Source organism: Kribbella sp. CA-294648 (assembly GCF_050943845.1).
GTDB lineage: Bacteria > Actinomycetota > Actinomycetes > Propionibacteriales > Kribbellaceae > Kribbella.
The window spans coordinates 4,867,190-4,885,357 of record NZ_CP191981.1 but is presented as its reverse complement, the minus strand read 5'-3'; the positions used below and the strand labels follow the sequence as shown (position 1 = coordinate 4,885,357).

General features: G+C 68.3%; 23 protein-coding genes. 7 read left to right on the top strand and 16 right to left on the bottom strand.

What is annotated here, in order from left to right; all coding sequences use genetic code 11:
- Positions 1–4 precede the first annotated feature (4 nt).
- The 7 genes from ACQPYM_RS23175 to ACQPYM_RS23145 all read right to left on the bottom strand — a co-directional run bounded on the left by ACQPYM_RS23175 (position 5) and on the right by ACQPYM_RS23145 (position 6,793).
- Positions 5–1,351 carry a hypothetical protein gene (locus ACQPYM_RS23175; protein ID WP_433003396.1) on the bottom strand — a complete coding sequence of 449 codons (1,347 nt, stop codon included), beginning with the start codon at positions 1,349–1,351 and terminating at the stop codon, positions 5–7.
- 269 nt (positions 1,352–1,620) lie between these two features.
- A complete protein-coding gene (locus ACQPYM_RS23170) occupies positions 1,621–2,031 on the bottom strand; it encodes a hypothetical protein (RefSeq protein WP_433003394.1) in 411 nt (136 codons plus the stop codon).
- 153 nt (positions 2,032–2,184) lie between these two features.
- Positions 2,185–2,526 (bottom strand): YciI family protein, encoded by a 342-nt coding sequence (locus ACQPYM_RS23165; protein ID WP_433003391.1) that lies wholly within the window; start codon positions 2,524–2,526, stop codon positions 2,185–2,187.
- Positions 2,527–2,545: 19 nt separating this feature from the next.
- Positions 2,546–2,956 carry a VOC family protein gene (locus ACQPYM_RS23160; RefSeq protein ID WP_433003388.1) on the bottom strand — a complete coding sequence of 137 codons (411 nt, stop codon included), beginning with the start codon at positions 2,954–2,956 and terminating at the stop codon, positions 2,546–2,548.
- A gap of 101 nt (positions 2,957–3,057) precedes the next feature.
- On the bottom strand, positions 3,058–4,215 hold the full coding sequence (locus ACQPYM_RS23155; protein WP_433003385.1) for a cysteine desulfurase family protein: 1,158 nt from the start codon (positions 4,213–4,215) through the stop codon (positions 3,058–3,060).
- Positions 4,212–5,444: an MFS transporter gene (locus ACQPYM_RS23150; protein ID WP_433003382.1), complete on the bottom strand. Its 1,233-nt coding sequence runs from the start codon at positions 5,442–5,444 to the stop codon at positions 4,212–4,214. The genes ACQPYM_RS23155 and ACQPYM_RS23150 overlap by 4 nt, the downstream gene beginning before the upstream one ends.
- Entirely contained in the window at positions 5,441–6,793 is a 1,353-nt protein-coding gene (locus tag ACQPYM_RS23145; RefSeq protein WP_433003379.1) for an MBL fold metallo-hydrolase, read from the bottom strand. Before ACQPYM_RS23145 ends, ACQPYM_RS23150 begins: the two co-directional genes overlap by 4 nt.
- A 36-nt stretch (positions 6,794–6,829) precedes the next feature.
- Between ACQPYM_RS23145 and ACQPYM_RS23140 the strand changes: the two genes are divergently transcribed.
- On the top strand, positions 6,830–7,486 hold the full coding sequence (locus ACQPYM_RS23140; RefSeq protein ID WP_433003376.1) for an ArsR/SmtB family transcription factor: 657 nt from the start codon (positions 6,830–6,832) through the stop codon (positions 7,484–7,486).
- 197 nt (positions 7,487–7,683) lie between these two features.
- Here the strand turns inward: ACQPYM_RS23140 and ACQPYM_RS23135 are convergent, their stop codons facing one another.
- Both ACQPYM_RS23135 and ACQPYM_RS23130 read right to left on the bottom strand, forming a co-directional pair.
- Positions 7,684–8,448 (bottom strand): hypothetical protein, encoded by a 765-nt coding sequence (locus ACQPYM_RS23135; RefSeq protein WP_433003373.1) that lies wholly within the window; start codon positions 8,446–8,448, stop codon positions 7,684–7,686.
- Positions 8,448–9,404 (bottom strand): ABC transporter ATP-binding protein, encoded by a 957-nt coding sequence (locus ACQPYM_RS23130; RefSeq protein WP_433003370.1) that lies wholly within the window; start codon positions 9,402–9,404, stop codon positions 8,448–8,450. Before ACQPYM_RS23130 ends, ACQPYM_RS23135 begins: the two co-directional genes overlap by 1 nt.
- Positions 9,405–9,470: 66 nt before the next feature.
- Between ACQPYM_RS23130 and ACQPYM_RS23125 the strand changes: the two genes are divergently transcribed.
- Positions 9,471–10,070: a TetR/AcrR family transcriptional regulator gene (locus tag ACQPYM_RS23125; protein WP_433003367.1), complete on the top strand. Its 600-nt coding sequence runs from the start codon at positions 9,471–9,473 to the stop codon at positions 10,068–10,070.
- A gap of 125 nt (positions 10,071–10,195) precedes the next feature.
- On the opposite strand, the gene ACQPYM_RS23120 is transcribed toward ACQPYM_RS23125, so the two are convergent.
- The 3 genes from ACQPYM_RS23120 to ACQPYM_RS23110 are packed head-to-tail and all read right to left on the bottom strand — an operon-like array spanning position 10,196 to position 11,391.
- The gene (locus tag ACQPYM_RS23120) at positions 10,196–10,528 is read right to left on the bottom strand and encodes a hypothetical protein (protein ID WP_433003364.1); all 333 of its coding nucleotides are present in this window, start codon (positions 10,526–10,528) and stop codon (positions 10,196–10,198) included.
- On the bottom strand, positions 10,515–11,012 hold the full coding sequence (locus ACQPYM_RS23115; protein WP_433003361.1) for a MerR family transcriptional regulator: 498 nt from the start codon (positions 11,010–11,012) through the stop codon (positions 10,515–10,517). Before ACQPYM_RS23115 ends, ACQPYM_RS23120 begins: the two co-directional genes overlap by 14 nt.
- Before the next feature lies 1 nt (position 11,013).
- Entirely contained in the window at positions 11,014–11,391 is a 378-nt protein-coding gene (locus tag ACQPYM_RS23110; RefSeq protein WP_433003358.1) for a hypothetical protein, read from the bottom strand.
- 156 nt (positions 11,392–11,547) lie between these two features.
- On the opposite strand from ACQPYM_RS23110, the gene ACQPYM_RS23105 reads away from it, so the two are divergent.
- Positions 11,548–11,682, top strand: coding sequence for a hypothetical protein (locus ACQPYM_RS23105; protein WP_433003355.1), 135 nt, complete (start codon positions 11,548–11,550; stop codon positions 11,680–11,682).
- 74 nt (positions 11,683–11,756) lie between these two features.
- On the opposite strand, the gene ACQPYM_RS23100 is transcribed toward ACQPYM_RS23105, so the two are convergent.
- Together ACQPYM_RS23100 and ACQPYM_RS23095 are read right to left on the bottom strand one after the other, a co-directional pair.
- Positions 11,757–12,956 (bottom strand): MFS transporter, encoded by a 1,200-nt coding sequence (locus tag ACQPYM_RS23100; protein WP_433003352.1) that lies wholly within the window; start codon positions 12,954–12,956, stop codon positions 11,757–11,759.
- Positions 12,953–13,297 carry a VOC family protein gene (locus ACQPYM_RS23095; protein WP_433003349.1) on the bottom strand — a complete coding sequence of 115 codons (345 nt, stop codon included), beginning with the start codon at positions 13,295–13,297 and terminating at the stop codon, positions 12,953–12,955. Before ACQPYM_RS23095 ends, ACQPYM_RS23100 begins: the two co-directional genes overlap by 4 nt.
- A gap of 55 nt (positions 13,298–13,352) precedes the next feature.
- On the opposite strand from ACQPYM_RS23095, the gene ACQPYM_RS23090 reads away from it, so the two are divergent.
- The 4 genes from ACQPYM_RS23090 to ACQPYM_RS23075 all read left to right on the top strand — a co-directional run bounded on the left by ACQPYM_RS23090 (position 13,353) and on the right by ACQPYM_RS23075 (position 17,111).
- Positions 13,353–13,796, top strand: coding sequence for a MarR family winged helix-turn-helix transcriptional regulator (locus ACQPYM_RS23090; RefSeq protein ID WP_433003346.1), 444 nt, complete (start codon positions 13,353–13,355; stop codon positions 13,794–13,796).
- 163 nt (positions 13,797–13,959) lie between these two features.
- Positions 13,960–14,286: a hypothetical protein gene (locus ACQPYM_RS23085; RefSeq protein WP_433003343.1), complete on the top strand. Its 327-nt coding sequence runs from the start codon at positions 13,960–13,962 to the stop codon at positions 14,284–14,286.
- Positions 14,287–14,552: 266 nt separating this feature from the next.
- Complete coding sequence (locus ACQPYM_RS23080) at positions 14,553–16,409, top strand: sialidase family protein (RefSeq protein ID WP_433003340.1); 1,857 nt, start codon at positions 14,553–14,555, stop codon at positions 16,407–16,409.
- A 315-nt stretch (positions 16,410–16,724) separates the two neighbouring features.
- Positions 16,725–17,111 carry a hypothetical protein gene (locus ACQPYM_RS23075; RefSeq protein WP_433003337.1) on the top strand — a complete coding sequence of 129 codons (387 nt, stop codon included), beginning with the start codon at positions 16,725–16,727 and terminating at the stop codon, positions 17,109–17,111.
- 104 nt (positions 17,112–17,215) lie between these two features.
- Here the strand turns inward: ACQPYM_RS23075 and crcB (ACQPYM_RS23070) are convergent, their stop codons facing one another.
- Positions 17,216–17,584, bottom strand: a complete 369-nt coding sequence (crcB, locus tag ACQPYM_RS23070; RefSeq protein WP_433003334.1) for a fluoride efflux transporter CrcB — start codon at positions 17,582–17,584, stop codon at positions 17,216–17,218.
- Entirely contained in the window at positions 17,581–18,165 is a 585-nt protein-coding gene (gene crcB, locus ACQPYM_RS23065) for a fluoride efflux transporter CrcB (protein WP_433003331.1), read from the bottom strand. The genes crcB (ACQPYM_RS23070) and crcB (ACQPYM_RS23065) overlap by 4 nt, the downstream gene beginning before the upstream one ends.
- Between the last annotated feature and the right edge of the window lie 3 nt (positions 18,166–18,168).

Sequence of the window (18,168 nt, the reverse complement as noted above, 5' to 3'; positions counted from 1 at the left end):
TGGTCTATTCGGAGAACAGGAGCAGGAGGCCGCCGGTGGTGTAGGCGACCATGACGATCAGGAGTGGGAGCTGCCCTGCGAGAGCCTTGGCGCGTGGGAACAGTGCGACGGCGCGGTCGTGGGCGGACACGACGCCGAGCAGGTGGCCGACGACCACGGCGCCGACCTGGACGGTCGCGATGACGCCGGTCTGGTTGACGATGTCGTCGTTGACACCCAGCAGGCCGGTGCCGAAGACATTGGCGCCGTTGCTGAGCGGGTCGCTGAGCAGGATGAGGGTTCGCTGGCCTTCCAGCCACAGCAGGGTGAAGTAGTGCGCGATCACATAGCCGAGCACGATCGGTACGACCGAATGGGCGAACAGCCCGGGCAGCGCAGTACGGGAGCTGTCGGAGATCCGCCCCGCCAGTACCGTCGCTGCGGCGTACGTGACGAGCACGAACAGCACGAAGCCGAGCAGGGCCAGCGTGCCTAGCAGAGCCATGGAGTACCCGGAGTTCTGCGCCCAACCGATCCAGAAGGTGGAGCCCGAGAACCCGTCGTACGCGGTCGAGCCGAGCAATGCTGCGACCAGCGCTACCAGCCCTGGCCGCGGGGTGAGGCTGTCGACGTTCTCCAGCGGACGACGGGCCACGATCGCGCCGTCGCTGCGGCGCCGGCCCCACGGCGACAGCTTGGACATGAGGGTCGCGTAGGCCTCGAACGGGTCCGCGGCAGCGAACCACGACTGCCCGAACAGGACCGCGCCGAGGCCCATGATCACCAGGTAGAGCGTCAGCCATGACTGCAGGACCAGGATCGTGGCCCGGTCGGGGGCAACCAGCTCAAGCCAGGCGAACGCGACGATCCCAATGGCGGCCGGCCACACCCCGATTCGCGGTGACAACTCGAGCACGCCCTTGTCCGGGTCGTGGCGCAGAGCCCGGCAGGCGAGTAGATGCAGCGTGCGGAGCGGGTTGAGGGTTCGCCAGACCGGGCCGAGGACCAGGGACAGCGGCACTAGCCCGACCCAGACGACGATGTAGACAAACCCGAAGATCGGATTGGTCAGCCGGTCGACGCCGAACAGCAACGCGACCGCGGCGTACCCGAAAGCAGCGAGCCCGGCCGCTCGCACGGCCCATCGGAACCACGCCGCGTCGACCGTGGCGGTCACTGCGGCCGGCAGCGCGCGGCCGGCTGACGCGCGGTGGTACTTCGGGCTGCGCCAGGCCAGCGCGAGGATGACGAACGACAGCGCGATCGCGACCGCGGCGCCGGTGACGGCCAGTTCGTAGGGGACCGGCAGATCCTGGCGGCCGCCGATGCCGTGCATCGGAACCAGGACGGCGATCGTGGTGTGGGTACTCACGACACCTGCAGACGGAAGACGAGCCAGCAGGCCGCAGCGGTGGGTTGCGGACGGGAAGTACGCATGACGATCCTTGCGTGGGTTGAGACGCGAAGAGAGGACGGACAGACACGGACGTGCCCGTCGCGGGAGGTACGCCGGTGCGGGGTGGCCTCGCCTCAGCGAGCAGCCGCTGTGGTTCGGCGTACGGCAGCGAAGAGCTGCGAAAGAGCTGATCGCCCGAGGCGCGGGCAGCAGACAGTGCCCGCTGACCCCGAGGGGTTAGCGGCCTAGGTGCGCGAGACGCGCAGCTGAGTCAGCGACGGGGTCGCCGGCCAGGGTGGATCAGGCGGGCCGAATCCCCACCCGTTGTGCGAGGGGTCCCGAGGGCGCACCACAACGGTGCGGCACGCGCGGGCCACCAGCCCGAGCAAGAGCAACGACAAAGACAGCCCCATCAGCGAGACCACAGCCAGATGCGCATGACTGTCAGCCGACGGGTAGGTCCACGGTACGTCGACCAGACGGACCTGCAACGGGTCGCCCACTTCGACCGCCGGCATCAGCGAGATCGAAGACGCACTGACGGCGTCGTGGCCCGGTTGGTCCGCAGCGCTGTGAAAGGCGCACACAGCTACCAGCGCCGCGACCAGCATCAGGCCACGCGCCACCAGTCGCCGCAACGATCGGGAACCGTCCATGTCGCGGCCCAGCGTAGCTACCGTCACCGAACTCGTCACATCAGACCGGCGCCTGCGAGCCTTCCTTTCAGTACTTCGACACCAGGGAGGCCGCCAGCCGGCCCGCGTGGTCCCGGACCACCCGAGCCAGCTCGTCGGCGGCCGGAGTCGAGGTCATGACTGCACAGGACGGATCTCCACCACCGGGCAGCCCGGCCAGTCCCTGGTCATGCGCAGGGCCTCGTCGAGGTCGGCGACGTCGATCTCGGTGTAGCCGCTGATTACTTCTTTGCCTTCGATGAACGGCCCGTCGGTGGTGACCGGTGTCGGGCCGTCGAGGCGCACGGTGGTTGCGGTGTGCGGTTCCTGGAGCTTGTGACCGCCCCGGATCTTGTCCGCGTGGTCGTCGAACCACTGATAGACCCGCTGATAGGCCCGCTCGCGCTCATCGGCACTCATCGCCGCGAACTCCTTGGCGAACTGCTCGGTCTCGACGAACATCAGCACGTACTTCATGAACGCGACCTCCTGAATGTCAGTGTGTCGGATCGGCAGTGGACAGGGCGGCGTACAGGTCGATGCCGTTGCCGGAAGGGTCGGCGACGCTGGCGTAGCGCATACCCCAGGGCGCGTCGAAGGGCTCTTGCAACGCGGTGATCCCGGCAGCGGTCAGTTCGGCGTACTTGGCGTCGACTTCGGCCGGGCTGCCGAACTCGAAGGCGAGGAACGTCCGGCCGGTGGCCGGCGGTGTCCAGTGCGCGGTGGTCTTGGTGCGCAGGTCGTCGGTGTCCAGCATCAGGTGCAGCCCGTTGGGCAGGTCGCAGCCGGCGTGGTCGTCGGGCATGTGCTGGTCACGGACGAACTCGAGGCCGAGCAGCCGGTAGAAGTCGATCGCGGCGCCCAGGTCGTTGACGGCGATGTCCAGTGCGTTGACGGTGGGTTGCATGGTGTGTCTCCCGTTCGAATGGCAGGTTCACCAGGAAGACGATCGGCGCGGCGCCGGATACGACAACCGCGGGACCAGATCGGGTTCCGGTCGAATGGTTGTCACTGGGCGGCAGCCAAATTGGTCAGTTCGGCTGCGGCGGTTTCGATGTCGCCAGGAGTGGTCCAGCGGCCGAGCGAGATCCGGACGGCTGAGAGCGCGCGTTTGCGGTCGAGGCCCATGGCGGTGAGCACAGGGGAGGGGGTGTGGGTTCCGCTGTGGCAGGCCGAGCCGGTGGAGGCAGCGAGACCGGTGACGGCAGCGAGGAGTTCGTGGCCCAGGATCTTGTCGATGCTGACGTTCAGGGTGTTGGGCAGCCGGGCGCCCTCGGCGCCGTTGAGGTGGACCTGGCCGGGCAGGGCGTTTCGCAGGCGCTGGTGGAGAAGGTCGCGCAGGTCAGCGAGCTGGGCGCCGCGGCCACTGGCGAGTTCGTCGATCGCGAGCTGCGCCGCGGTGCCGAGCGCGACGGCGAGTGCGACGTTCTCGGTGCCGGAGCGCAGGCCGCGTTCCTGGCCGCCGCCGTAGACGACCGGTTCCAGCTGTACGCCGTCGCGTATGTACAGCGCGGCGACGCCCTTGGGTGCGTACATCTTGTGGCCGACAACGGTGAGCAGGTCGACGCCGAGCTCGCCGACCGATAGCGGGATCTTCCCGGCGGCCTGGGCCGCGTCGGTGTGGAACAGCGCACCGGCGCGGTGAGCCAGCTCGGCGAGCTCGCCGACCGGCTGCAGGGTTCCGGTTTCGTTGTTGGCCGCGGCGATCGAGACGAGGACGGTCTGCTCGTCCAGTACTGCGGCCAGTGTCGCCGGATCGACGATGCCTTCGGAGTCGACCGGGAGGACGGTGACCCGTACGCCGTGCAGCCGGTGCAGCGCGCGGCAGGTCTCGAGGACTGCGGGGTGTTCGGTGGCCTGGGTGATCACGTGATTTCGAGGCTTCCGGGCGGCGAGGACCGCGCCGCGCAGCGCCAGGAGGTTCGCCTCGGATCCTGAGCCGGTGAACACAATTTCGTCCGGCCGGGCGCCGATGAGGCCGGCGACTTGGGTCCGGGCGGTTGCCAGGGCGGCTTTCGCATCGATGCCGTAGGAGTAGCTGCTGGAGGGGTTGCCGAAGTAGGTGGTCAGGTGGGGCAGCATCGCGTCGGCCACGCGCGGGTCCACCGGGGTGGTGGCGTTGTAGTCCAGGTAGATCGGTCCGCCGGTCAGGCCGGGATGGGTCACCGGTTCCTCCTTGGGTGGGTCTCGTACATGCGGGCGGCCACGACCAGGCCGGATAGTGCGGTGAGGGCAGCGACGGTCCAGACGGCAGTCGGGATGCCCCACAGGTCGGCGACGACGCCGGCGAGCAGGGCGCCGGCGGCGAAGCCTCCGTCGCGCCACAGCCGGTAGACACCGACCGCGCGGGCGCGCCAGGCGGGGTGTGCGACGTCGCCGATGGTGGCGAGCAGCGTCGGGTAGACCATCGCGGTGCCGAGACCGAGCAGCGTCACGGCGACGATCCATTGGCCGAACGTGTCGCCGGCGGCCACCAAGGCCAGGGCGACGGCTTGCAGCAGCATGCCGGTCGCGATCAGCCATTTGCGTCCCCATCGGTCGGACAGGGCGCCGGTGGCGAGTTGTGCGAATCCCCAGACCGCCGGGTAGAGCGCGCCGAGCAGGCCGATGCGTGCGATGGACAGGCCGTGGGCGGCGAACAGGATCGGGAACAAGCCCCAGGCCATGCCGTCGTTGAGGTTGTTGACCAGCCCGGCTTGCGAGGCCGAGGACAGGGCGGGTTCGCTGAAGCTGGTGCGTTTGAAGACCTGGCCGGTCGACGCCGCGGCGGCGTGGCCTGCTTCGTGGTGAGCGTGGCCCCGCGTTTCTCGCACGGCCAGCGTGGACAATCCGAGGCCGAGGGCGGCGAACGCGGCGCCGAGCAGGAACGGTGCCGGGCGCAGGCCATAGGCGTCGGCCAGGTAGCCGGTGGCCATGGCGGTGGCGGCGACGGCGAGGTAGCCGGCGGCTTCGTTCAGCCCCATCGCCAGGCCACGTCTGGCGGGTCCGACCAGGTCGATCTTCATGATGACGGTGGTTGACCAGGTCAGGCCTTGGTTGATGCCGAGCAGGACGTTGGCGGCGATCACCCAGCCCCAGTTCGGTGCCCAGATCAGCATCAGGGGAACGGGCAGCCCGATCAGCCAACCGGCGACCAGGACCGGTTTGCGGCCGTAGCGGTCCGACCAGGTACCGGCGAAGAAGTTCGTCGCGGCCTTCACGGCACCGAACGCGAGGATGAAGGTCAAGGCGCCGGTGTACTTGGTGAGGCCGAAGGTCTGGTCGGCCAGGAGCGGCAGCACGATGCGTTCCTGGCCGAGCATGCCGCCGACCAGCGCGTTGACCGCGACGAGCAGGACGAACTGGGCGAGGTTGGCGCGCAACCCCAGCTGCGGGCTTTTCGCCGAGGTCGTCACACCAATGCCCGGCCGGTGGCGGCGGCGAGCTGGTCCGGTCCGCCGTCGAGGACCCGTACGGCGCGGTGTCCCGCGCGCTGCAGCAGGCTGGCGCCGGTCATCGCCCGCTCACCGTGCCCGCACATGACCACCATCGGCCCGGTGTCGATGGCCTCGGCGCGGTCGCGCAGTGCTCCGAGTTCGAGGTGCTGCGCGCCTGGGACGTGTCCGGAGTGGTACTCGCTGGCCTGACGTACGTCGAGCACCCGCTCACCGGCGGCCTGCTCGGGCGCCAGCAACGGTGTCGTCTCCGTCTGCCTGTTCCAGCCGGCCATGCCGCCGGCCAATTCGCCTTGCGGGAGATTGAAGCCGATCTTCGCGGCCTGCCAGGCCAAGTCGTCCAGGTCCTGATCGGGGTTGCGCACCACCACGTATTCCGCGTCCGGCTCGAGCAGCCATCCCAGCCAGGACGTGAACTGTGCGCGCAGGGCAATCGAAATCGCGCCCGGGACGTGCCCGGTGGCGAAGTCGTGGATCGGCCGCACGTCGACCACCACGGCGCCGGCATCGACGGCGGCGGTGAACCGGTCGGCGGACAGTGCAGGCACGCTCAATGGCGGTTCGAGCAGCGCGGGACCGCGCCGGTTGGCTTCTGGCAGTCGCAGGAAGTACGGCGGGAAGCTGCCCAATCCGGCGAGCAGCTGCTCGACGAACGCGTCCTCGTCCGGTGCCTGCAGCAGAAGGTTCGTCTGCATTTCTCGCCCGATTGTGGTGACTCGCTCACCGCTTCCCGGCGCTGAACAAAACGATCCTGTGCCGTGGGTCGGCCAGACGGTCGTTGCCTCAGGCAACGCGAACAGCCGGCGCAGCGACCGGTACTGCAACCGGGACAGCTGCTCGGTCTGGTCGGCGCCGGCCAAGTCGGTGCGGGCGGCGCCGCCGACGATCAGCGACCCGCCGGTGAACACCCCGAGCCGCTCGGTGCCATCGAGAAGCTCGAACGACAGATGCTCACCGGTGTGGCCCGGAGTCGCCAAGGCGCGCAACGTCAGGCCACCGAGATCGACCTCGTCCCCGTCGGACAGCCGGTCATGAGTGAACTCCCGCCCACCCGCGGCCGAAGCGAGCAGACGCGATCCGTCGACCGCAGCGAGCTGCACCGCACCGGACAGGAAGTCGGCATGCAGATGCGTGTCGGCAGCGAACGCCACCGTCAGGCCGCGCCGCTCGGCGTGCGTCCGCAGCGCCCGCAGATCTAGGCACGGGTCAACCGCCAGCGCCCGCCCGTCACCCAGGTCGACCAGATATGAGGAGTTGCCCAGGCCTTCGTCGACCACCGGGACGATCATCTTGCTCGGCTCACCGTTCACTCCTACACTATTCCATGAATCTTTGGAGGAATGTCAATGGGTGATCCAGCGGCCAAGGCAGCACTGTTCGAACAGTTCGCACAGGTCGGCAAGGCGCTCGGTAGCGCCAAGCGGCTTGAACTCCTGGACCTGCTGGCTCAGGGGGAGCGATCGGTCGAAGTGCTTGCGGGACGGGCCGGGCTGGGGCTGACGACCGCGTCCAATCACCTGCAGCTGCTGCGGCAGGCCGGGCTGGTGGCAGCGCGCAAGGAAGGCACAAAGGTCTACTACAGCCTTGCCGGACGCGATGTCGCTGCGCTGTGGGCGCACTTGCGCGACGTCGCTTCGACGCATGTTGCCGAGGTCGATCGGGCTCGCCGCGCCTATCTCGGCGACGACGAGATCGCCGAGGTGACCCGGGACGAGCTGTTGCGCCGGCTGGAGGCCGGTGACGTCACCGTCGTCGACGTCCGCCCCGGCGAGGAGTACGCCGCGGGACACATCCCCGGCGCCGTGTCGATCCCGGTCGACGAACTGGCCGACCGGCTGGCCGAGCTGCCGACCGGTACGGCGATCGTCGCCTACTGCCGCGGTTCCTACTGCGTGATGGCCCACGAAGCCGTGCGGATGCTGACCGGCGAAGGGCTGTCCGCGGCCCGTCTGAGTGACGGCATGCTCGAGTGGCGCCTGGCCGACCTTCCGGTCGCGAGTTGACCATCAAGGCTGCCGGCGAGGAGAAGAGATGGGGATCGAGCAGACATTGAGCCAGGTCCGGGCAGGTTTGGCCCGGATCCCCGAGGCCGTCCATGCGGACATCCGCTGAATCGTGGTCTGCGAAGGCGGTTATTCGTCGTGCCTGGCCGCTGACTCCCTGCCAACACAAGGCGACGAGAACACCGCCAGCTAACTCGTCAGGTGAGATCGACCCGGACGGTGCGCCACAGCCCGGCCGCCGCCACGACCAGACCGTAGGCGACCAGCACCGCGCCGCCTTGCCAGGGCGCCAGGAAGTCCTGATCGGTCAGTGTGATCTGGGTCAGCGCGCTGGCGGACGGGCCCGGCAGGTACACCGCCCAGTCCTGCAAGGCGGAGATCCGGGTGACGATCGGTTCGGCGACGAACAGATAGACCAGCAGCCCCACCACGGCGGCGACCTGGTCGCGCAGCAGAGCGCCCAGGCCCACGCCGAGGACGGCGAAAGCGGTGACTGCGGCGATGACGCCGGCCACGGTGGCGGGTATCCCGTTGCCGGTCAATGTCGGATCGATGCCGAGAGCAGTGAGCCAGGGCCAGGCGATCGCGGTCACCACAGCGACACACGCGATCCCGTAGGCGCCGCCGGTCAGTGCGTAGGTGATGAGCTTGGCGGCGACCACCTGTGATCGGTGGGGCGTGGTGAGGAAGGTGGTCGTCGCGGTGCGATGCCGGTACTCGCCGGTCATGCCGATCGCCGCCAGGACCGCGACCAGAGTCTGCGCCCCTCCGGCCGCAGTACCGAACAGCAGGCGCTGGCCGGCCGCGCTGGCCAGCGGCGGCGCTAGAGTGTCGGGGTCGTCGTTGAAGGCGATGTTCAAGCTCGCGAACAGTGCCGTCAGCGCCATGGTTGCCAGCAGCAACCAGAGCCACAGCCGGGTGGACAGCAGCTTGGCGAACTCGCCACGAATCAGCCGGACCATCAGACACCTACCTCCGAAGCGTTGCCAGTGAGCTGTCCGTGGCTGTCCGCGCCGGAGGTCAGGGTGAAGAAGAGCCGTTCCAGATCGCCGGGCTGTTCGGACAGCCACCGCAGTTCGACGCCGGCAGCGAACGCGGCATGCCCCACCGTCGCGGCGTCCAGTCCACTGACCAGCAGCCGCTCGGCTCCGTCGGCGGTGACATTGACGCCGTCGTATGGAGCCAATGCAGCACGCAGGTCTTCTGGCTGGCCGGTGCGGACCTCGACTGCAGTGCCCTGCGAACCGGCCAGCTCCGTCACGGGTCCCTGGAAGCGCAGGCGACCCTTGTCGATGATCACGACGTGATCGACCAGTTGCTGCATCTCGGTCAGGACGTGGCTGGACACCAGCACCGTTTTGCCATCGCTGGCGAATTCGCGCAGCAGTCGCCGCATCCACACAATCCCTTCAGGGTCCAAGCCGTTGGCGGGCTCGTCGAGCACCAGAACTTGCGGGTCGCCGAGCATCGCCACCGCCAGTGCCAGCCGCTGCCGCATCCCCAGCGAGTAACCGCCGATGCGCCGCGCACCGGCAGCGGTCAGCCCTACCAGTTCGAGTACTTCGTCGGCTCGGTCCGGCGCGAAGCCGTTGACCGCGCAGTACACGTGCAGATGTCCGCGGCCCGTCCGTGCCGGATGGAACCCTGATGCGTCGAGCGCGGCTCCGACCATCGTCGTGGGCGCGGCGAGATCGGGATAGGCAGTGCCGGCGATCGTCGCGCTGCCCCGATCGGGGCGAATCAAGCCCAGCAGCATCCGCAGCGTCGTGGTTTTGCCGGCGCCGTTCGGGCCCAGGAAGCCGGTCACCGCACCCGGCTCGACACGGAACGTCAGGTCGTCGACGGCCCGGACCTGGCCGAACGATTTCGACAATCCTCGAACCTCGATCGCCCCCAGGTGCGACATCTGTCTGCTCATAGCGACTACGATGAGCTGTTAACAGGAAAGTGTCAACACTGCTGTAAACAGTTGAGGAGTGAGCCGGTGACCAAAGCGTCTGAGGGCAAGTTGCTGAAGAGGCCCGAACGGCGGCGCGCCTTGATCCAGGCCGCGGCGCGTGCCTTCGCCCGCGGCGGTTACGCGGCCACCAATCTCGACGACGTCGCCACCGAAGCAGGTGTCAGCCGGGTCCTCATCTACCGGCATTTCGAGTCCAAAACTCAGCTGTACCAGGCAGTCCTGGCCGATGTCAGCGATCAACTCCGAACTGCGACGGGTCATCCCGACCATGCGACTTCGAACAGCCTCCAAGGATTGGTCGCAGCGGCCCAGGACAACCCCGACGGATTCCGGCTGTTCTTCCGGCAGTCCGGACAGGAACCGGAGTTTCGCAGGCACGCCGACGAACTGCGCGCCGCGATGAAAGCCACTGCCCACCCGTACCTCGAGCAAGTCATCCACGACCCGGCGCGACTGCAGTGGGCCGCCGACCTGATCCCCACGATCGCCGTCGAAGCCGTCATCGCCTGGCTCGACGCAGGCTGCCCGTCACCCGAAACCGCGCCCGACACCATCAGCAGCATCATCGCCAGTGCCGTCACCGCGATTGCTTCATCGCCGGCGGGAGGCGATCAGCCGCGATAAGGCTGCGCCGCGACGTCAGGTGACCGGCGGTCCCTGAACAAACCCAGTCAAACCAGCCAGGCGCCGCCGATCTCGGCGATAGCGGCCAGCCCGAACAGTGCGATGGATTTGGCGATCGTCATGGATCAGAACGTATCCACCGGTAGGTGGTCGCTCTCGCTCGCCCGTGCCGACGGCGCGGGCATACCGAGGTCGACCGGTCCGCTGTCCGCAGCACAGCTGGTGCGGCGGCGCTTGCGCAGCACCCAGACCACGCCGATCAGCGCCAGGACCGCCACAAGGGCCAGGCCCGGGACCCACACGGCGCCGGCGAACGAGGCGATCGACAATCCACCGAGGACGGCCAGCACCGGTCCCGCGCAGCACACCGCGCAGGCACCGACCGCCATCGCTCCGGCGCCGAGCACTCGCCACGGTCGACGGGTCTTGCCTGCTGGAGTCGGGTCAGCAACAGCCACGGTTGTCCTCGGATTCTTCGACCAGCTGCAGATGCTTGCCAGTGGGCGTGGTGCTGGCGAGGTCTGCGAACGGCAGGGGACAGGTTGGGCTGTGGGCGCAGTCGATCAGGTCGTCGCATCCGGCGTCGAGCGCGGTCCGCAGCGACGCGGCGATAACGGTCAGGTCGGCGATCTTGGCCTCGACATCGACCAACTTGTCCCGGACGCGGGCTTGGAGGCCTTCGTCTGGTTTCTTGCCGTGGCGGTGGCGGCCGGCCTCGAGCAGGTCGGATATCTCCTCCAGGGTGAAGCCGAGTCGCTGCGCGGCCTTGATCACCCGCAAGACCGTCACCGCCTCCGGTGGGTAGAGGCGGTGACCGCCAGGGCTGCGGTCGGGTTCGGACAGCAGGCCACGGCGTTCGTAGTACCGCAGCGTCTGCAGGTTCACACCGGCCGCGTCAGCGACCTGCCCCGACCGCAAACCTCCCTCGGTGGTGGTGCCCATGTCAGCCGGCTACCGGTGCGCTCAGTCCGGCAGCGGCGGCGGCGGCGGCGCGGGCGGCGAACGCGTCCAGCACCGCGACGTGCGCGGCCGGGACCGTCACCGTCATGGTCACCGCTTCGCCAGCGGGGGCGAAGTCGAACCCGAAGAACGAGCAGCAGCTGCTCTCCCGGCCGGCCAGGTCCCGCGCCTGGGCCTCGGCGTCGGCGGCAACGGTCAGCCGCAGCGTGGTCCGATCGACACGCTGCGCGCCCCGGACGGAGGCGGTGAACAGGTCGTCGAACTCGGCAACCCGGATCGGTTGCTCGGCTGTCGGTAGCGTGCAGGATTCCGGAACCCAGTCCAGGCCGGCAGGGGAAGCGTTGGCGTCTGAGGTGCACATAGTCAGACGGTAAACCTGTACCCCAGTACCGGATGCAACCCCGATCTTGGCAAAGGCTGCTGCGTGGGTGCAACGGTATCGATGAGATGGTCCGGCAACGGATCCGCGGCTCGCGTGGTGTGGTGCCAGCCGCTTGCCCGAGGCCAGCACTGTCCAGTGAGCAAGCTGGCGCCCGAGCTGCTCGGGCCGGTCGGGTTGGAGCTGGCCCGGGCCGAGGAAGCGCTGCCCGGGCGGGGCGCAATGCCCGGCGGGTCGCGGTATGAGTTGAAGTGGGACGGCTATCTTCACTGAACCAGTCAATGCGGCAGTTCGGTCTCGGCATGAGGGTGGTGAGCCGGCGTGCGCAGGTCGTGGCTTGGTGCGGTTCAGTGACGGTCGTGGGTGCTTCTGCGGGTTTCGTGGCCTTCGGCGACGGTCATCAGGGTGGCGAGCAGGGCCATGGCGGCCGCGGGAACGCCCAGCAGGGTGATGACAAACCACTCCTGAGACACACCGCCGAGGATGCCTCCTGCCGCGACGCCGAGATAGATCGCTGAGGAGTTGAGCCCGAACAGCAATGGTGCTGAGGCGGGCGCGATCGTCACCAGTCGGTGTTGCTGCACCACCGAGGCCATCCCGTCGGTCGCTCCCCAGATGACAGCCCAGACGATCACGATCACCAGATGGCCGACCGTGAGTGGGCTGACCGCGAGCAGCACAGTACCGCCGCCGAGTGCGGCTACCGCGACTCCCAGCCCGGAGCGCTTGTCCGCCCAGAATCCGGCAAGGAAGTTGCCGGCCAGGACGCCGAAGCCCCAGGCGAAGAGGATCAGGGTGAGCGCCTGGGCGAAGGAGTCGGAGGTGGCATCGGCGGTGATCGCGCCGATGTACGTGTAGACGGTGTAGTGCCCGGCCATGACCAACGCCGTCGTCACCAAGATCGTGAGTACCTTGACCTGGCGCAGCGGCGCGAGACGGGCGGTCAGGCTGACGGCTGGGAGCGAAACCCTCGGTAGCGACACCGAGACTCCGATGGAGGCGAGGACCCCCAGTCCAGCAACGGCCCACAGTGTGAATCGCCAATCGACGCTGCCGATCAAGTTGCCCAACGGCATGCCCAGCGCGGTCGACAGTGTCAGACCCCCGATGACCAGGGCCATCGCGCGGCCGCGTCGTTCCTCAGGCGCGATCGCGACAGCCGCACTTGATGCCGTGGCGGTGATCGTTGCCGCACCCAGGGCGGTGAGAACCCGAGCCGACATCATGGTCGGATAGTTCGGGCTCAGCGCGGTCGCGACGTTCCCGGCAACGAACACGGCCAGCGCGAGTTGGAGTGCGCTGCGGCGATCCAGTGAGCTCAGCAGCCAACTCAGAACCGGCGCCCCGATCGCAAGCGTCAACGCGAACACGGTCACCAGTTGGCCGGCCGCGGCGAGACCCACGTCGAGGTCCGCGGCGATGGCTGGTAGGAGTCCCGCGATCACGAACGCGTCGGTTCCGACCGCGAACGTCGCCACCGCCAGCGGCAGCAGCGGTTTGACCAGGCCTGACGACCTGGCGCTCAGCCGAGTGGCGGTCTCACTCAAGCCTGTTCTCCCGGCTCCTGGGAAAGGCTGAACTCCACGCCCTGATCGTCGACACAGTGGGCGAACGCGCCGGACGGAATAGTCACGGGGTCCTCAGCGGTGCCACCCAGTTCCCGCACCTTCGCTATCGCTGCGCGGAGGTCTTCGACGGCGAAGAAGATCCGTGGGTGCCGCGACGGCTCCTCGTGGGGTGCACCGCCCATGGGCGTGGGTCCGTCGATCATCGAGTAGCCCGGGAAGTTGCCCTCGCGGAACTTCCAGCCGAACAGCGAGCCCCAGAACCGCTGGGTCGCTTCGATATCGCTGCTGGGCACCTCGAAGTACGTGATGTTGCCGGCCATGACCGTTGCCTCCTATGTCAGTGTGCTGACATGAACCTTATGTCAAAATGCTGACATGCAACAAGAGGCAGTCGGTGAACTCGGGCTCTCGGTGGGGTACGTCCTCAAGCAACTGCATGCCTCACTTCGCAGCGCGATGGACGAGGCACTGCGCCCTCTGGACCTGACCGTCCCCCAGTACGCCTGCCTCGAACTGCTCGGGCAAGACCCGGGGCTTTCCAACTCCGAACTGGCCCGCCGCGCCTTCGTGACCCGACAGTCAATGAACCTGGTGCTCCGCCGGCTACAAGAGCGTGGGCTGCTCACCCGGCCCGACCAGGCACCCCACGGACGCGCGCTCCCGAGCAAACTCACCCCGGACGGACAGAGGGTCTTGCGCCGGGCCAGCATCGCGGTCCGCGCGGTCGAGAAGCAGCTGTTCGCACCCTTGTCCCCGCAACAGCAGCTTCGGCTACGCCAGGACCTCGCAGCGTGCGTCGCCTCCGCCGGCACGCACTAGATGTCGCGCCCTGGACTACCCCACTCCAACTCCACGACACGGCCCGGCTCCGCGACGGCCATCCGCACACTCTCTCCGCACCACCCGCCGGAGCGCCAACCGGCGCTGAAGAGTTCAGTCAACCAGCCGCGCCGTCGCGGTGTGCCGCGGCGGTTAGGTCCGGTTGTGGTCTCGTAACGGCAACGACTTCACCGTGAAGCTCCCCGAGGTCCAGGCCGCACTCGCCGCGCAGGTCGATGCCGACTGCGTGCTCGACGGCGAACTGGTCGTGTGGACCGGTGACCGGCTCGATTTCGACGCGCTGCAACAGCGGATGGCTAACACCGCTGCGACCGTGCGGCGCCGCCTCGCACCCGCTCCGCCAGCGTCGTTCGTCGCCTTCGACGTTGGGGGTCGACAGTGTCGACGTGCGCCCGATGCGCTGGACCGCCCGCCGCACCCGGCTGGAGTCTCTCGCGGCCGGTTGGTCGCCCCTGCAACTGTCCCCTGACAGAGCTGGATCACCGCGACACACCGGGTCGTGGTGCGCTGACGCACGCCGCTCCCTCAACGGGATCAGCCGATAACAGGAAGTGACCGCGCGGAACGCTGGCTGGCCTTGCCTGGCGTCTTCTGCTGCTCCGCGTCTTCTGGATGGGGTCTGCATCTTGTCGCGGTGCCGGGAGCGGACGAGAGTGAGAGGTTGCGACCACCTGGCCGGTGCTCGGGGCAGCCAGGCGCGCCGCGCAGAACGATCCCGTCTATCTGAGGAGCGTCATGCGCAGGATCAACGTCGCCGCGACGGTCGCCGCGGCAGTCGGAGCACTACTGGTGCCGGTGCCGGCGCAGGCCGCGCCGATCACACCCGGCGGGTCGACGGAAGTCACCGTTGGCAGTAATGACCAGCTGTTCTCGCAGAACAAGCAGAACGAGCCGGGTCTGGCGGTTAACCCGGTCAATCCCGCGATACTCGCGGCGGGAGCCAATGACAACATCGACATGGAGGCGTGTAACGCCGGCGATGACCGCACGTGTCCGTTCACTCCGGGCGTGGGGGTGTCCGGCGTTCAGTTCTCGACCGACTCCGGCCGCACGTGGACGCAACCGACGTACACCGGCTTCTCGGCGCGCGTCACACCGTCCTGCCTCGGCGCACCGGACGTCGCGCCGGGCCAACCCCCGGCCGGCGACACCGGCTGCGTGCCCGATCCCAACGGCCCGATCGGCACGCTGCCCCACTATGACGTCAACGGCATGGTTTCCAACGGCGACCCGGAACTGGTCTTCGGCCCCGTTCCCGACGCTTCGGGGAACTTCTCCTGGGCCAACGGGCAGCGGCTGTACTACGCGAACATCGCCACTCCTTTCCCGGGCAATCCCGGCTTTCCCGGCGCTGCAGCCATCGCGGTGTCCCGCACCGATGACGTGGCGGGCGCCATCGCCGGTGACAACGACGCCTGGATGGACCCGGTGGTTGTGACCAGGCAGAACCAGGCCCTGTTCAGCGACAAGGAGCAGATCTGGGCCGACAACGCCGAGACCAGCCCTCACTTCGGCAACGCCTACGTCTGCAACGTCGGATTCCGTGGGGCCGCCGGAGCCGAACCGGTGCTGTTCGCTCGGTCCACCGACGGCGGCGACACGTGGACCACGCGCCAGCTGACCGCGGCGACCAACAACAACCAGACCGGTGGCCGGCAGGGCTGTGCCATCCGGACCGACAGCCAAGGCGTGGTTTACGTGGTGTGGGTCGGCACCGACATCCGCACGCGCCAGGGCGTGTTCTTCCAGGCCCGGTCGTTCAACGGGGGCCGGAACTTCGAGCGTCCCAGGGTCGTGGTTTCGGGGCTCGGCGGAATCGGGCAGTTCGACCCGGCGCAGGGCCGGTTCACCATTGACGGCATCGCGGGCGCCCGGACCAACACCTTCCCGTCGTTCGACATCGCCAACGGTGCTCCGACCGGTGCGGACGCGACCGACCAGATCCTGCTCACCTGGTCCGACGACAGTCAGGGAACCAACCTCGAGAAGGCTTTCCTGGTGAACTCGACCAACGGGGGCGAGACCTACACGGGCAAGGTGGCAGTGAGCGAGGGTAGCGACCGAGCCAACTTCCCGGCGGTGGCGATCTCGCCCGACGGCACCGACGCGTGGCTGGTCTACAACGCCTGGCTCGACCCGTGGCGCAGCGACACAACCTCCGCGCGCCGGGTGCTGGGAGTTGTCCGGCACGCCGACATCGCAGGCACGGCTCACACCGTCCTCGCGTTCACGACACTGTTGCGCGGCGCAGTAGGAGACGGGCGCGCATCCAGCGCCAACAGCCTGACCTCGGAGTTCCTCGGCGACTACAACTACGCCGTCGCCACGCGGGACTACGGTTCCGCGGTCTGGAACGACATGCGCGACGGAGCCGTCTGCCCGGCCATCAACACCTACCGGCAGGCGTTCGTCGAGGACGTCCTGGCCGGCACCACCGAACCCATTGTGGGAGACAGCAAGAAGAACCCGAACGCGGCAGCCGAACTGCCGTCCACACACTCCACGGAACTGCGCCCGGGACCCAACAACGACTGCCCGGCGACCTTCGGCAACTCCGACATCTTCGGCGGAACCTTCAGCGACGACTCCTGAGCCCGTTCGAGCCGCAGCCACAACAACCCGACGGCCGCCCAGATGGGCGGTCGTCGGCAGTATCCCTGCGCTCCAGGTGACCTCGGACGGCCCGGCTGACGAGCGCGCGCTGGCGCAACTGTCGCCGTACAGGACGAGCCCTGTGGCAGAGGAGCGGGGTGCGCTCTCATGCCGCGAACCGCAAGCCCCGAGGCCCCATTCAGAAGTCTGCTTTCCGTCGACCCCGGCAGCTCCACGGCTCGACATGGGTGTCGCGCACCGACTGATCAACACCCTCAGCACGACAATGCGCCACACAATCCGACCCTCAAAGAGGTGAAACACCGCGACACCGTCGAGGCGGTCGTCGGCGCCGTCACTGGGTCTCTGCAGCACCCCGAGATCCTCGTTTGCGGCCGGTACCGCGGCAGGGAGCTCGAGGTGATCGGCCGGACGGTCAAGCTCAAGGTCCAGCCGAAAGTGGTCGTCGAAGTCACCGCCGACACCGCCTTGCAGGCCGGCGTTGCAGTCGGGATCGAGGCGGGCTTCGACTTCGTACCAGTCGGGGCCGGAGCCGACCAGGGCTGCTGCCAGCAGGTCGTCGCGGTCGAGAGGGTAATTGGTGGCGCGGATCACGGCGGCGGTGATGGACAAGAGCCCCTGTCGCTGGCGCCGGGGTCTGGCGGGCAGTTCGCGATGAGAGTCCTCCCGCGGCGGCGCTGACGAGCTCCATCAGGCACCCGCGCGTGTGGCGGCCGCGGTCGCGCAAGGTCACCGCGACGTGTTCACCACCCGGCATGGGTGCTGGTGCGTTTGGGTGGTCATGGTCAGAGCGCCTGGGTGATGGCGGCGCCGATGAAGGCGCCTCCGAGGCCGGCGACGATGGAGGCGGCGAGGTTGGCTGCGGCGAAGAACTTCGCGTTGTGCTCGAGCAGCCGCAGGGTCTCGTAGGAGAACGTGGAGTAGGTGGTGAGTGCGCCGCAGAACCCGGTACCGATCAGGTACTGCAGTTGATGCGGCACGTCGCCGGCGGTGGTGCCTCCGGCGACGGCGCCGAGGATCAGGCAGCCGACGATGTTGACGGTGAAGGTTCCCCAGGGGAACACGGTGTCGTGGCGGGCCTGGACGGCGCGGTCGGTGAGGTATCGCAGCGGGGCGCCGATGGCGGCGCCGGCGACGACGAACAGCAGCGTCATCGGTTCTCCCGCGCCTCGGCCTGGGCGGTTTCGACCGAGGTGGTGTGATCGAGGTCGCGGCCGACGCAGCGGATGGCCTCGCAGTTGTCGAGTACGGCGAGTCCTTCGGCGAACCTCCGGGTGACGAGCCTGCGGGTGGTGTGCGCGGTGAGCCAGACCGCGACGAGTGCCGCGACGGGGGTCGCGGCCAGGTAGCTCAGCGCGATGCCGGGGTGGCCGCCGGTCAGGAGGTGCTGGATGTCGACGGTGTAGGTGGAGAACGTGGTGTAGCCGCCGAGCACACCGGTGCCGAGGAACGGCCGCAGCAGTCGCTGCCGCTGCCACACATCCGTGACCAGCACCATGAGTACGCCGATCAGGGCACAGCCGGTGACATTGATCGTGAACGTCGCCCACGGGAACCCGCTCGACGGCGTGGGCCAGGCCTGGCCGATGAGGTAGCGGGCGGCCGCGCCGATCATGCCGCCCAGGGCGACAGCGCCGACCACGGCCAGATCACTGCCCGATCGCGTCCGACGTGCGGCGCGTAGGTCGACGTCGGGGTCGACGGGTTCGAGCGAGGATGGATCGATTCGTTGCACTGG